Genomic DNA, 14,261 nt, shown 5'->3' with positions numbered 1-14,261 from the left:
CCTAGGGGATTCGAACCCCTGTTACCGCCGTGAAAGGGCGGTGTCCTAGGCCTCTAGACGAAGGGGACCCATGGACTGCGACATTGGTGGAGCTAGACGGGATCGAACCGTCGACCTCTTGCATGCCATGCAAGCGCTCTCCCAGCTGAGCTATAGCCCCGTAGTCGCTTCACACTCAGAAACTGCTAGTTTTCACTGCCATGTCCCTGAGTGCGAGGCGCATTCTATGCAGCACACCCAAATGTGTCAACGCATTTTTTAGGAATTTATTCTGCTTGCTACAAATTCAACCGCTTGGGATATTCTTTGTTCACAACGGGCTTTTCCGATGAGAAACAGCGTGATATCCAATGACGGAGATTGACCTGCACCAGTCACCGCTACGCGCAGTGGCATACCAACCTTGCCCATCCCTACTTCCAATTCAGTCGCAGTGGCTTCAATCGCATTGTGCAATGCTTCTGGTGTCCATTCTGTTAGGGCAGCAATCTTTTGTTGCACCAGTTGCAGCGGTTCTAATGCCACACCACGCAGATGCTTTTTAGCTGCAGCTTCATCAAACTCGGCGAAGTCTTCATAGAAGTAACGGCTAGATGCCGCCAACTCTTTTAACGTCTTAGCACGTTCAGCCAAAGCTGACACGACGTCAGTCAACGCTGGGCCATTGCTGGTATCGATGTTTTGATCTTTCATGTGCCATTCAAGATGAGATGCCACATAAGCAGGATCGAGTGACTTAATATAGTGTTGGTTCAACCACTGCAGTTTTTCAGTGTTGAAAGCAGACGCGGCTTTATTAATGTCATCCAGTTTGAAGTACTGCACCATTTCATCAAGCGAGAAGATCTCTTGGTCGCCATGAGACCAGCCCAAACGCACCAAATAGTTCAGCAACGCTTCTGGCAGATAACCGTCATCGCGGTATTGCATAACGCTTACTGCACCATGGCGTTTTGACAGTTTGGCACCGTCATCACCTAAGATCATCGCAACGTGTGCATATTCAGGGATTGGAGCCCCCAGAGCACGCAGAATGTTGATCTGTTTTGGCGTATTGTTGATATGGTCTTCACCACGGATCACACAAGTGATGCCCATATCCCAGTCATCCACTACCACACAGAAGTTATAGGTTGGTGTGCCGTCAGTACGAGCGATGATTAAATCATCCAACTCGGTATTAGAGATTTCGATACGGCCACGCACGTGGTCATCAAATACTACACTACCCTCTAATGGGTTTTTGAAACGAACCACATAAGGCTCATCAGTATCACGCGGTGCATGATCACGGCAGCAACGGTCATATCCCTGATGCTCACCTTTGGCCGCTTGTTCTTCACGTAGTTTTTCCAAACGTTCTTTGGAGCAATAACATTTATATGCTGTGCCCTCATCCAACATGTTGGCGATCAACTCTTTATAGCGATCGAAACGTTTAGTTTGGTAGTACGGACCTTCATCCCAATTCAGCCCCAACCATTCCATACCTTCCAGAATGGCATCGACCGCTTCCTGAGTAGAGCGCTCCAAGTCCGTGTCTTCAATACGCAATACAAACTCGCCATTGTTAGCACGAGCGTGCAACCAAGAATAAAGAGCTGTGCGAGCACCGCCCACGTGAAGATAGCCGGTAGGGCTAGGAGCAAAACGCGTCTTGATGGTCATAATTGACTTTAAACCTTGAATTAATAAGAAGCCTACGCAGAGGCAAGTGATAAGGCGGATATTCTATCAGCCCTTAGTAGAAAAGGGCAAAATTCGACTGCAATAAGATCTACATCACATTCCACTGTTAGCACCGCTGCATTTATGGGTGGTTTTCCACCCATTACATAAAAAACAGTGATTCACTTATCACACAAAAAACAAATAAGTGTGATGGTCATCAAATAGCCTACACTTTAATAACCAATGAGTTACACCATGTTAAACAAATTGGCCTGTTACTTGCTCTTATCGGTTTAACCATTGGGAAATTAAGCTGTTTTCCCGGGTCAGATACGTTGTTATGGGGCACGTATCTAAACAACTTAAAAAGTGTCAGAAGGATATCCAAGATGACTATAAGAAATACCATGCACATCAGTTTGTTCTCTCAACCTTTGAAAACCTTGGCTATGGCAGCTTTGGCTGCTGGGGCAATGGCCACCAGTTTTCTTGCAGCGGCTGAACCGGTAGAGATTAAGTTCTCGCACGTGGTGGCTGAAAACACACCAAAAGGTCAAGCAGCGTTGAAATTCAAAGAGCTGGTTGAACAACGCCTACCCGGCGAATATAAAGTCAGCGTGTTCCCTAACTCACAACTGTTTGGTGACAACAACGAATTGGCGGCATTGCTGCTAAACGACGTACAGTTTGTGGCACCGTCACTCTCTAAATTCGAACGTTATACCAAACGCCTGCAACTGTTCGATCTGCCATTCCTGTTTAAAGATATGGATGCGGTAGAAAAATTCCAGATGAGCGATGCCGGCCAATCGCTGCTGGGTTCAATGAAACGTAAAGGAATTGTTGGTCTTGGCTACTTGCATAACGGCATGAAGCAGTTCTCTGCTAACGAACCATTGAAACTGCCAAAAGATGCCTCAGGCAAAAAATTCCGCGTAATGGCGTCAGACGTACTGGCAGCACAATTTGATGCGGTTAACGCCATGGCAGTTAAAAAGCCGTTCTCTGAAGTGTTTACTCTGCTGCAAACCCGCGCCATCGACGGCCAAGAAAACACTTGGTCTAACACCTACTCGCAAAAATTCTATGAAGTGCAGTCTTATATCACCGAAAGTAACCACGGCGTACTGGATTACATGGTGGTGACCTCTGACACTTTCTGGAAAAGCTTACCTGCCGACAAACGTAAAGTGCTGCAAGCCTGCATGAGCGAAGCGATTGCTTACGGTAACAGTCTGGCAAACGAGCAGAACATGAAAGATCGCCAACTGATTATCGATTCAAAAATGTCTCAAGTGGTTGAGCTAACCGCTGATGAGCGTAAAGCATGGGTTGATGCTATGAAACCTGTGTGGGGCAAATTTGAAGACCAAATCGGTAAAGACATGATTGATGCTGCAGTAGCGGCCAATAACTAATCAAGAAGCATTTGGGGGCTACGGCCCCCATTTCCGACTAGGATTACATTATGTTCTCTCGTATTTTCGCTTATGTGGAAGAGGGTGTACTCAACCTCGCCATTTCCCTTATGACGATCTTAGTGTTTGTTGAGGTTATTGCGCGCTTCTTCTTTAATACTGGCTTTTTGTGGATCCAAGAGCTGACACTCACCATCGCAGGGTGGTTTGTTTTGTTTGGCATGTCATATGGCGTCAAAGTGGGTGCCCATATTGGTGTGGATGCCTTCGTCAGCAAGTTGCCACGTAAGGGCCGTAAAATAGCGGCGCTGATCGCTGCTACTATCTGTATTTTCTATTGTTTGCTGTTTTTAAAAGGCAGTTGGGACTACCTGTCACAGATGTATAAGATTGGCGTCCCAATGGAAGATATTCATTTCCCGCATTTCATCGTTTCGCAGCTAGATCCAGACCAAGCTTGGGAAATTTTACGCCTCGACGTTGAAGACCCTGCGGTTCCTCTATGGATCTCACAAAGTATTTTGCTGATTGGTTTTGCCCTACTCACTTGGCGTTTTATTGAATTAACCATTGCCATTATTACCAACAAAGCCGTTGGTTTTAGCTTCCACGATGAAGCAAAAGAAAGCATGCATTTGGCTGATGAAGTCAAAGGTTCTGATAACGACGTCCAAAACAAACAGGATCAATAGGGTACTATCATGACCATTGCCACTCTTTTTATTGTACTGTTGCTCTGCATGCTGTTGGGGATGCCGATTGCGATTGCCCTTGGCTTTTCCAGCATGTTGACCATCTTGCTGTTCTCTAACGATTCTCTCGCGTCTATTGCGCTGAAACTTTATGAGTCATCTTCCGAACATTACACGCTGCTAGCGATTCCGTTCTTTATTCTGTCTTCCGCCTTTTTGTCCACCGGTGGGGTGGCGCGCCGCATTATTGATTTTGCAATGGACAGCGTCGGCCATATTAAAGGTGGGCTTGCCATGGCATCAGTGATGGCGTGTATGCTGTTTGCCGCAGTGTCAGGCTCATCACCGGCAACCGTTGCCGCTATCGGTTCGATTGTGATCATCGGCATGGTGAAAGCGGGCTATCCAGAAAAGTTCGCCGCGGGCGTTATCACCACCTCCGGCACCTTGGGGATTTTGATCCCGCCATCTATCGTGATGCTGGTGTACGCCGCAGCAACCGAAGTCTCCGCTGCACGTATGTTTATGGCAGGTCTTATCCCTGGTTTGATGATGGGTGGCTTGCTGATGGTGGCGATTTACATCACCGCGCGAATCAAAGGCCTGCCGTCGCGCCCATTCCCTGGCATTAAACAGCTGGGGATCTCCAGTGCGAAAGCGATTGGCGGTTTGATGCTGATCGTCATCGTCCTCGGGTCAATTTACGGCGGTGTCGCCTCACCTACCGAAGCTGCGGCGGTTGCCTGTGTTTACGCCTATCTGGTCGCCGTTTTTGGTTATCGCGATATTGGTCCGTTGAAAAACGTGGCGTGGCGTAACGAAGGCGAGTCATTGATCGCTGCTATCGGCCGTAACCTATTCCACGTGGTGTTAGGGATAATCAAAACCCCAACGGATAAAGAGATTCGTAATGTGGTACGTGATGGCGCCAAGGTCAGCATTATGCTGCTGTTCATTATCGCCAACGCGATGCTGTTCGCCCACGTTCTCACCACTGAACGTATTCCGCATATCATTGCCGAGACCATTGTTGGTTGGGGCTTACCACCTTGGGCGTTCCTCATTGTGGTTAACTTGCTGTTGTTGGCCGCGGGTAACTTTATGGAACCGTCAGCGATTCTGCTGATTATGGCGCCAATCCTGTTTCCTATCGCGGTTAAGCTGGGTATCGACCCAATCCACTTAGGCATCATCATGGTGGTGAACATGGAGATCGGTATGTTAACGCCGCCGGTGGGGCTTAACCTATTTGTGACGGCGGGGATCACTAATAAGAGTATCGGCTGGGTCATTAAAGCCTGCTTGCCATGGCTGTTGCTGCTGTTGTTCTTCTTAGTTTTGATTACCTACATTCCTGCTATCTCTCTGGCATTGCCAGAATATCTCGACAGCTTACGCTGATCATAAGCCTTGAAAAGTAAACAGCTTTCGGCGAGTCTACATCAGACTCGCCGTTTTTCAGGGCTACCGTTAGACATGCACTCACCCACTTCAACGCGTAAACGTTGGCTTATTAGCTTGCTAACACTCCTCGGTTTGGGGCTTACGTTGGCCCTCTCCTACTGGTATCACCTTGAGCAAGGCTTTGCCCGCATTCAACCATTGGCGAATCGGCAGTTATCCGAAGTGATCAACTTTATTGACGGCGCCTTGGTCCGCTACGAAAGTATTCCGCATGTGTTATCCACCAACCCGCTGCTCACTCGCGCATTGGAACACAGCGGTAACACCGAAGAAATCGCCGCCATTAATCGCTATATCGAAGAGATACAGCACGTCACCGAAGCATCAGATATTTACCTGCTCAATAATCAAGGTACCGCTATCGCCGCTAGCAATTGGCAAAAGCCCTATTCCTTTGTGGGACAGAACTATGCCTTTCGCCCCTACTTCACTGAAGCCATCGCCGGGGGACTAGGTCGCTATTACGCCGTCGGTACGGCATCGAATACTCGCGGGTTTTACTTCTCCTATCCGGTGGTTGATAAAGGCAAAGTGCGCGGCATTATCGTAGTGAAAGTCGATATCAGTGATATTGAGGCCCAGCTCACCGGTCTAGCTAAAGCTGGCCAATATGAGCTAGCTATCAGCGGCAACGATAATGTGATTTTTCTTGCCAGTATGGACAGCTGGCGTCTGAAATCGTTAACACCGCTGACGGCCGCAGACCAACAAGCCATCATTCAGAGTCGCCGCTACGCCACACGCGAAGTCAGCGCCTTAACCATTAATCCGCCTTATGATGCTATCGCCAAACCCACGCGAGCGCTTTATCGCATCAGCCACGATGATGGCAGTGAACAATTTCTCGATACCAAAAGCAGTATGATTAAAGCCGGCTGGCAGGTGCACATTCTCACGCCAACCAAGCCACTTTACGCCTCACTGCCGCTAGTGATGTTGCTGTCTGCCAGCGTCTATCTGCTGTTGGCATTAGCCCTACTATTTAGTTTAGAGCGCCGTAAAAACATGCTGCGCATGCAGCAAACGCATGAGTTACTCGAGCTACGCGTGAAAGAGCGCACCCAAGCGTTAGAAGATACCAACAGCAAGCTGCAAGAAACCCAAGATGAACTGATCCAAGCCGCTAAGCTCACGGTTATTGGTAGTCTATCCGCCAGCATTAATCACGAAATCAATCAGCCTTTAGCCGCATTGCGCAGTTATGCCCAAAACACGCAAACTTTATTACAACGTAATATGCTGGACAAAGCGAACGACAACCTCAGCACGATTGTGTCGTTAGCCGACCGACTGGCTGAAATTGTGGCGCAGTTTAAAAGCTTTACCCGCAAGAGCCCAGGACAAGACAAGGTCAATTCACTCAATGAAACGCTCCACGAAGCGCTGACCATAGTGAAACCGGAAATCGATAAGCAACAGATCCACCTAATGCTTGTCCTGCCGCCACAGCCGGTGCAGTTTTTGGGGGATAAAGTTCGTTTACAGCAGGTATTGGTGAATTTATGCAGCAACGCCATTGTGGCCATGCAACAGGTGCAACAGCGCCAACTCACCATCAGCGTTAACGTAGCTGACAGCATATGCATTCAAATTAAAGATTCCGGCTCCGGCGTTAACGAGAGCCAGATGGAAAAGATTTTTGAACCCTACTTCACTACCAGCCAACGCCAAGGGCTCGGATTAGGGTTGTCAATCTCGCGCCGTATCATTCAATCGATGAATGGCAGTATTAGCGTCGCCAATGCTGCTGAAGGTGGCGCAGAATTTAACATTTCACTGCCGTTGTGCTCTGAGGAATAAGCGCACATGATTGATGCTCCATACACAGTGCTCATCCTTGATGATGAGCCACACATTGGTACTGTGCTAACTCAACTGTTTGAGTTAGAAGGCATTGCCGCCAAAGCCAGTACCAATGCGGCGGATATTTTGCGCTTAGTCAAACCCAACTGGTTCGGCGTCATCATCACTGACGTGAACATGCCTCAGCAAAACGGCATTCAAGTGATGCAGCAAGTGCTACAGATAGATGCCAATATTCCGGTGATTTTACTGACCGGTTTCGGCGACATCGCCACCGCGGTGAGTGCGGTAAAACAGGGGGCGTACGATTTTCTCGAAAAGCCCTTCAACAACGAACATATTCTCGATGTGGTTAAACGTGCCCTTGATAAGCGAGCGCTCACTTTGGAGAACCGTAAACTAAAACGTGAACTGGAATCGCAAAGCTCACCGGGACCCCGCATTTTGGGTAACAGTCCCGGCATGCAGCAGATGCGACATCTGCTACACCAAGTCTTGGACACGCCCGCAGATGTCCTGGTAGAAGGTGAAACCGGCACCGGCAAAGAGCTCGTCGCCCGCTATCTGCACGATCATAGCCCGCGCGGCAACGCTAACTTTGTGGCAATTAACTGCGGTGCCATTCCCGAAACCATCATCGAGAGCGAACTCTTTGGCGCCGACGCGGGTGCATTTACTGGCGCTGATAAAACCCGCGTGGGTAAATTTGAATTTGCCAACGGCGGCACGATATTTCTCGATGAGATTGAAAGCACACCGATGTCATTGCAGGTCAAACTGCTGCGGGTACTGGAAGATCGCAAAGTGGTACGGCTCGGTTCTAACAAGAGTATCGACTTAGATATTCGCGTAATTGCCGCCACCAAAGTTAACCTTAAGGACTTATGTGATCGCGGCGAATTTCGCCACGACCTGTACTATCGCCTCAACTTGGTCACCGTGGCAATTCCGCCGCTGCGCGAGCGGCGCGAAGATATCGCCTTACTGTTTTTACACTTCGCCCGAGTGGCGTCAGCCCGCTACCACAAAGAGTTGATAGCATTAGACAGCGAGCACCGCGCTATTCTTAGCACGTACGAATGGCCCGGCAACGTGCGCGAACTGCGTAACTTGGCCGAACGTTATGTGCTACTCGGTGAAGATGCGGCTTTTGCTGGCGCTATTGGCAATAACAGCAAACTGCACAGCGGCATGTCACTGACCCAGCGGGTGGAGTTTTTTGAACGACTATTAATAGAAGATGCGCTCAACCACAACAAAGGTTCCATTAAAAACACCATGGAGCAATTGGAACTGCCGCGTAAAACATTGTACGACAAGATGCGCAAATACGGCCTAGAGCGCAAAGATTATCTAAACGACGAGCTGTAATTGGCCATTCGCCAACATCCAACACTGTTACAGCCCTAAGCCGGTTGTGGCAGTTCAGCCTTGCGCTGGCGAAACCCCAAACGCAATACGCCCAAAAAGATCACCGCCAGCAGCAGCATCGAACCTAAAATCACCCCTTGCCACTCGGCCTGATGCCAAAACAGCATCAAATATGGCCCACCCAGCGCCGCCCCGAGATAGTAGCAACACAAATACAGCGATGTGGCTTTAGCACGATGACTGGTCGCCCGCACCGCCACAAAAGAATTGCAGCAACTGTGAGTGACGAAGAAACCACAAGAACTCAGCAGGAACCCAGCACAAATAGCCACTTGCGTATCCAGCAACGTGAGTAACGAGCCACTAAACATCAACACCAGCGAGATGGCAAACAAAGGTAGTTGGCCGTAGCGCATAATCCATCGCGCAGTGAAGTAAGAAGCAATAGTGCCACTGGAGTAACACACAAAAATCAAGGTTGCTTGAAAACGGCTCCACTCAAACACATCCATCAAGTGCAATTGAATAAAGCTGTATTGATTGACCATCATCATAAAGGTCACACCGCCAATCAAATAAGCGAGGCGCATCTGGCTATCACGCAGATGGTGGGCAAAACCCTGCATATCGGCGGCCAAATCACGTTTGAGTGACCAACGGCGCTCATTGCGCTCACGCTTCACCGCATCGCGCGTTTTGGGCAACAGGTAGTGGCTTATAGCAACGCAGATAACACTGAACAGCAAACTTGCTAGCATTGCCGCCTGCCAATCAAACAGCTGCGCCATCAGGCCGCCCAGCAGACGCCCAACAATACCGCCAAAACTATTGGCGGCAATATACACCGCCGCGGCAGTCAACATCGTCTGTGGTTTGAGTTGCTCTTTAAAGTAGGCCATGGCAATGGCGGGCAACGAGGCAAGCAGCACGCCCTGCAACAAACGCAGCGCCAACAAAGTGTGAAAATCACTAATAAACATCAACGGCACATTGGATAAGGCCAACGCCCACAAGCTGATGACTATTGGCCGATGGCGACCAATACGATCCGACACCACCGCATAAATCAGTAAGCTCAGCGCCAAGGTAAAACTGGTCACCGACAGTACTAAGGTGGCGCGCGCGCTGGTCACGGCAAAATGCTCCGCAATCAACGGCAACATGCCCTGCATCATGTACAGATTGATATAAATCACCAACGAGGCAATACACAGCGCCCAAATCAACCGTCGGTCGCGCACTTGGCGCTTTGCCGCCATATTCATTAGTAACACCTAAAAAACTGAGTTACAGCAAGCTTAGCAGTGAATTTGGCATAACTATAATAGATAAAAAATATCAAACTGATTGATTTTTGTTATAGTAAAAATTCGCCACTCAGAGGTCATCAACCGATGGAACTGCGCCAACTCAAACACTTCTGCGCCCTGCTGCAATATGGCAGTTTCACCCGCGCCGCCGCTAAGCTGAACATTGCCCAGCCAGCGCTCAGCCAAAGCATCAAGCGCTTAGAAACCTCACTCGGCGTGATGTTAGTACAACGCCAAGCCCGTAAACAAACCTCGGCTATTACGCCAACGGCAGAGGGGAAAGTGTTGCAACAACATGCAGAATTGATCTTAAAGCAGGTCACTCAGGCGCAGAACCATCTGCGAGAGATGGCCGCCTTGAGCCGGGGCGAAGTGCGCGTGGCGGTGCCGGGAATGCTGGGGTCGTTCTATCTGCCAAGCCGCTTAATGGCGTTTCGTCACCAATATACCGATCTCAAACTCAGTTTATTTGAAGGTGGCACCCGTGATGCACTCAGAATGCTAGAGCAGCAAGAGGTCGATATCGCCATTATCACTACGTCAGATCTCAAGCCAGAATTCGATTCTTGTGTGCTGATCAATGAAGAGATAGTGGTAGCCGCCGCCCATGATCACCCGCTATCCGCGCAACAGCAGGTCAGCCTGCCCGAACTGTTTGAGCATGAACTGGTGATGTTCAAACCGGGATATTATCACCGTGAATGGATACTATCGCGCGCCAACGCCCTTGGGTTAACGCCGAAAATCGCCTTTGAAACCAACCTGATAAACCTGATCAAACAAGTGGTACAACAAGGCTTTGCCGCCGCCACGCTGTTGAAGATGGTGATCCAACCGCACGACAACATCAACACCATTTCACTCGACCCACCAGTGTTTGTCGAGCTGCACATTGCGTGGAAAAAACACCGCCCGTTGAGCCAAGCCGACCAAGCGTTTGTCGATTTCTTGCTGCGTAATCGCTGACAGCAGCTATTGTGTAGCCGATTCTCGGGCGTTAATCGTGCGTGTCAGTAGCTGTACGAGATTAAGACAAAAATGATGGTGTACTGCAACGGCTCATGCTGAATCAATGGCGCGGCGGCGTTGGCAGAAAGTTCATTATGGATTTCGCACTAGCTCGCCAGCGTCGCTGAGTTACCGAAACAACGCTGGCCGCGCCTCGTTCATAACGCATTTAACTTGAACAAAATTAAACACTAAAGATACAACATGCTGGCGACACCCAAGAAAGCGAAGAAACCGACCACATCGGTCACTGTCGTCAAAATGACTGAGCCAGACAAAGCGGCGTCTTGATTCAACTTTTGCAATATCATCGGAATCGCGACACCAGCCATTGCCGCTATCACTAAGTTAATTAAGATGGCAATACCTATGGTGATGCCCATCATAGGATCGGCAAACCACCACCCTGCTACGGCACCGATGACCAACGACCACGCTACACCGTTAATGGCGCCAATGGCCAACTCGTTGCGGAACAAGGCAAACAAGTTACCAATGGAGATCTGTCCCATCGCCATGCCACGGATCATCAGCGTTAATGTTTGCGAACCAGCGATACCGCCCATGGAAGCAACAATGGGCATCAACACCGCCAGCGCCACCACTTTTGCTAACACGTTCTCAAACATGCCAATGGTCGCCGAGGCTAAAAATGCGGTTAGCAAGTTAATACCCAACCAGACAGCGCGCCGTTTAGCACCTGAGAACACTGGCGCAAACAAGTCCGCACTTTCGTCCATACCGGCATGCGCCATCATCTGCGCTTCGTAATGTTCACGCACCAACGCGGTGGCCGTACGCAACGTCAAACGACCGATCAGCACACCATCGGCATCAACTACAGGTAACTCGGTCACCGCACTATGTTCAATGGCTTCCACCGCATCTAGCAGCGACATATCAGCGCGGAGTACGCGCCATTCATCTTCGACGATATCAACCAGCTTAGCGTCTGGCTCGGCACGAAAGACTTGGTAGCGATTGATGCTGGCAACGTATTTGTCTTGATCATCAACTAAAAATAGGCTGGAACAGCAGTCAAGCGCGGTACGACGGAAAAAGCGTTGTGCCTGCATCACGGTGGCATCGGTTGTCAGCGCCAACAATTGGTGATCGACGTAGCGACCAATCTGATTATCAGTGTATTGATCGAATAACGCATAGCGCTCACGATGGCGATGGCTAACTTGTTCTAAAGCACGCTCAATGTAGCGATCGGGCAGCGAGTCACTCCAATCGATCATCGCTTCTGGCGTCAAACTGGCAAAGATGCTATCCAGCTGTGCTTCATCCAATTGGCGTAAGATGCTGAATCTTGCTTCGGCACGCATCTCACTGAGGACATCAACACGTTCACTTTCTTCGACCTGCAACCAACGCTGATAACGTTGTTCCAGCGGCAACGATTCCAGCAGCAACGCGATGGTACCGGCATCAAGCTCTTCTAATACTTCATCAAAAATTTCGGCCTGTGCGACACCATCAGCCTGCGTGACCGCTTGGATCATCTGCCCAACGTCTTGGATTGGCTCTTCTTGTGGGATGTTCGAATCGCTCAAGATCATCTCCCTATCGGTTTATATCAGCGGTAACGCATGGATTCACACGACATTATCTGTGAATGTCTGAGCAGATAAAATAACACGCTTTAGCTGGTTGATGTTAGCTTTCAAAAATTTTTAAAAATTTATTCTTCAAATTATTCAGAAGGTTAACTTGTTTGGCGAGGATTTATGGAAAAGATCGCAAAAAAGATGGGAACTCTATTCGGGGTTTATCGTCCAACATAGTGAACGGATTTTTTGTTCATCATTCTCCCTAGCGGGGCTTCTAGCGCGGCCCCATTGATCCCAACTGGATCAAGAGGCAACTTCCTTAAGTTGCCTTTTTTTATGGCCGTTTGAAACTCAGTTTTGACCACCAAGAAAAGCACTTTTGCTCTTGCTCTTAAAGCTTACCGCTTACCGCTTATGGCTTATGGCTTATGGCTTACGGCTTAAAACTTTTTCTTTCGTTACTCAAATCTATGCGTTTGCCAATAATCGCGTAATTGCATCAGCAATTGTTGCGGTTCAAGTTCGACGAACTCAGCGGAAAGATACAGGTGATACCCTAGATGCTTATCCAAAGTTAAACAGCGGCGACCAAACATGGCTAACAAGCCACGATAGCGATCACCATTGACCACCAGCGGGGTGAATTCCGCACTGAGGTAATGTTCCAACGCGGCTAAGTCTTCATCGTTCGCCACCGCAGTCATCATCAATGATCGTTGCTCAGTTAGCAGACCTGTTGCCAATCGCGGTGAGATGTTATCTAGGATGGGATTAACCGCTTTGAGCTTAACGCCGATGAACGGCAACTCAACTAGCGCTAACCCTCGTTGTACTCGAGGAAAGTCAATACGTTGAATGTTTTGCCATTCAATAAACAAGCTACCACGGCGATGGTGGAAACGCAGACCTTCGGCGGATAAAGTCATGACCACCGCAGGCTCATACTGCTTGGCAATGCCAATGATCAACGCTACCGCCCCTAACATAAAAGCGACAAAGGCCACCGCAAACCAACTACGATCAGCAACAAACAGGATAATCGCAATCATTAACGCAGATGCGCCCACAACAGTTAATGTGAGCGCATTACGTTTAGAGGTAGAGCGTAATTCAATGGTATCCAACTACACTCCCAGCAGCATTCTCACATGTAACCATGTGGTGCCCATGTACTCATGCAGCGCTTTAGCAGATTTGTCTAAGTTTTCGGTAGAGAGACGCCACCAGTGATCATTTCGCCCCAAAAAGTCGGTTGGTGCCGCGATGGGGTCAAAACCTGTGCCGATAAAGATCTCCATTGCCCGCGGCATATGGCTTGCCGACGTCACTAACAGCAACTTACGCCCGCCTACAGCATCATCCCCCATATCTTCCGCGGCGGCCCCAAAGGTTTGCCGTAAAGCTAATGCTTCTTCGATGGTGTCTTTTGCATCATCAAGCGTGAGAATCCGCGCTGGCTCTGCGCCCATATCGATAGCTGCTTGTTTCATCTCTTCTGCATGGGCAACGGTATTGCTGCCACCACCAGTCCAGCCACTCAACACCAATAGGCAATCTTTTGAATCCGCTTTTTTAACCAGAGCCACACCTTCAGACAATCGCGCTAATGCGGTAGCCGATAACTTGTGACGCGCATCACCTTGAATGCCATCATCGTGACCAGAGCCAAGCACCATGACGACACAGCTATGAGGCACCGATTGTTTATAAACCGCATATTGCTGCTCTAACGGCCATAACAACCAGTAACTCCCAAAACTACTGGCTAGAAAACCTAACCAGACGATTGAGAATACAATTAGCGACTTGGCGAGTTTAGGACGACGGCGAAATTGCCACAGTGCCAGCAACAGTAATATGACCGTAGAGGGGACTGGCATAAAAAGCTGGGAGAGTATCTTTTTAATCCAAAACATAAATCAGTATCAGCTCACATCGTTGATAGTTATGCAGAGTTAGTCCAATGCT

The 14,261-nt window shown here is 49.1% G+C and carries 11 protein-coding genes and 1 tRNA gene; 6 read left to right on the top strand and 6 right to left on the bottom strand.

Features of this window, described 5'->3' with window-relative positions; genetic code table 11:
* Nucleotides 1-84 precede the first annotated feature (84 nt).
* A tRNA-Ala gene (locus L9G74_RS08945) sits at nt 85-160 on the bottom strand.
* Between the two features lie 98 nt (nt 161-258).
* Entirely contained in the window at nt 259-1,668 is a 1,410-nt protein-coding gene (gene gltX, locus L9G74_RS08940) for a glutamate--tRNA ligase (RefSeq protein ID WP_238895951.1), read from the bottom strand.
* Nucleotides 1,669-2,060: 392 nt separating this feature from the next.
* On the opposite strand from gltX, the gene L9G74_RS08935 reads away from it, so the two are divergent.
* The 5 genes from L9G74_RS08935 (at nt 2,061) to L9G74_RS08915 (ending at nt 8,419) form a co-directional block, all read left to right on the top strand.
* Nucleotides 2,061-3,089 (top strand): TRAP transporter substrate-binding protein, encoded by a 1,029-nt coding sequence (locus tag L9G74_RS08935; protein WP_275297321.1) that lies wholly within the window; start codon nt 2,061-2,063, stop codon nt 3,087-3,089.
* Nucleotides 3,090-3,139: 50 nt separating this feature from the next.
* Nucleotides 3,140-3,781 (top strand): TRAP transporter small permease, encoded by a 642-nt coding sequence (locus L9G74_RS08930; protein WP_238895950.1) that lies wholly within the window; start codon nt 3,140-3,142, stop codon nt 3,779-3,781.
* Nucleotides 3,782-3,790: 9 nt separating this feature from the next.
* A complete protein-coding gene (locus tag L9G74_RS08925; RefSeq protein ID WP_238895949.1) occupies nt 3,791-5,182 on the top strand; it encodes a TRAP transporter large permease in 1,392 nt (463 codons plus the stop codon).
* A 75-nt stretch (nt 5,183-5,257) separates the two neighbouring features.
* Entirely contained in the window at nt 5,258-7,045 is a 1,788-nt protein-coding gene (locus L9G74_RS08920) for a sensor histidine kinase (RefSeq protein WP_238895948.1), read from the top strand.
* A gap of 6 nt (nt 7,046-7,051) precedes the next feature.
* On the top strand, nt 7,052-8,419 hold the full coding sequence (locus tag L9G74_RS08915; RefSeq protein WP_238895947.1) for a sigma-54-dependent transcriptional regulator: 1,368 nt from the start codon (nt 7,052-7,054) through the stop codon (nt 8,417-8,419).
* Between the two features lie 35 nt (nt 8,420-8,454).
* On the opposite strand, the gene L9G74_RS08910 is transcribed toward L9G74_RS08915, so the two are convergent.
* Nucleotides 8,455-9,684, bottom strand: a complete 1,230-nt coding sequence (locus L9G74_RS08910) for an MFS transporter (RefSeq protein ID WP_238895946.1) — start codon at nt 9,682-9,684, stop codon at nt 8,455-8,457.
* Nucleotides 9,685-9,813: 129 nt separating this feature from the next.
* Between L9G74_RS08910 and L9G74_RS08905 the strand changes: the two genes are divergently transcribed.
* A complete protein-coding gene (locus L9G74_RS08905; protein ID WP_238895945.1) occupies nt 9,814-10,695 on the top strand; it encodes a LysR family transcriptional regulator in 882 nt (293 codons plus the stop codon).
* A gap of 233 nt (nt 10,696-10,928) precedes the next feature.
* Here the strand turns inward: L9G74_RS08905 and L9G74_RS08900 are convergent, their stop codons facing one another.
* The 3 genes from L9G74_RS08900 to L9G74_RS08890 all read right to left on the bottom strand — a co-directional run bounded on the left by L9G74_RS08900 (nt 10,929) and on the right by L9G74_RS08890 (nt 14,173).
* Nucleotides 10,929-12,302, bottom strand: a complete 1,374-nt coding sequence (locus tag L9G74_RS08900) for a magnesium transporter (RefSeq protein ID WP_238895944.1) — start codon at nt 12,300-12,302, stop codon at nt 10,929-10,931.
* Between the two features lie 449 nt (nt 12,303-12,751).
* On the bottom strand, nt 12,752-13,417 hold the full coding sequence (locus L9G74_RS08895; protein ID WP_238895943.1) for a DUF2982 domain-containing protein: 666 nt from the start codon (nt 13,415-13,417) through the stop codon (nt 12,752-12,754).
* A complete protein-coding gene (locus L9G74_RS08890) occupies nt 13,418-14,173 on the bottom strand; it encodes a YdcF family protein (RefSeq protein ID WP_238895942.1) in 756 nt (251 codons plus the stop codon).
* Nucleotides 14,174-14,261: the final 88 nt, after the last annotated feature.

The organism is Shewanella electrica (assembly GCF_022321485.1).
In the GTDB taxonomy this organism is placed as follows: Bacteria; Pseudomonadota; Gammaproteobacteria; order Enterobacterales; family Shewanellaceae; genus Shewanella; species Shewanella electrica.
Note: the sequence above shows the minus strand (reverse complement) of the source record. Positions and strands in the feature narration are given on the sequence as shown.

Coding starts and splice junctions, on each gene's coding strand:
- gltX (WP_238895951.1), bottom strand. CDS start 1,668: ATGACCATCAAGACGCGTTTTGCTCCTAGCCCTACCGGCTATCTTCAC.
- L9G74_RS08900 (WP_238895944.1), bottom strand. CDS start 12,302: ATGATCTTGAGCGATTCGAACATCCCACAAGAAGAGCCAATCCAAGAC.
- L9G74_RS08890 (WP_238895942.1), bottom strand. CDS start 14,173: ATGCCAGTCCCCTCTACGGTCATATTACTGTTGCTGGCACTGTGGCAA.
- L9G74_RS08925 (WP_238895949.1), top strand. CDS start 3,791: ATGACCATTGCCACTCTTTTTATTGTACTGTTGCTCTGCATGCTGTTG.
- L9G74_RS08935 (WP_275297321.1), top strand. CDS start 2,061: ATGACTATAAGAAATACCATGCACATCAGTTTGTTCTCTCAACCTTTG.
- L9G74_RS08910 (WP_238895946.1), bottom strand. CDS start 9,684: ATGAATATGGCGGCAAAGCGCCAAGTGCGCGACCGACGGTTGATTTGG.
- L9G74_RS08930 (WP_238895950.1), top strand. CDS start 3,140: ATGTTCTCTCGTATTTTCGCTTATGTGGAAGAGGGTGTACTCAACCTC.
- L9G74_RS08915 (WP_238895947.1), top strand. CDS start 7,052: ATGATTGATGCTCCATACACAGTGCTCATCCTTGATGATGAGCCACAC.
- L9G74_RS08920 (WP_238895948.1), top strand. CDS start 5,258: ATGCACTCACCCACTTCAACGCGTAAACGTTGGCTTATTAGCTTGCTA.
- L9G74_RS08905 (WP_238895945.1), top strand. CDS start 9,814: ATGGAACTGCGCCAACTCAAACACTTCTGCGCCCTGCTGCAATATGGC.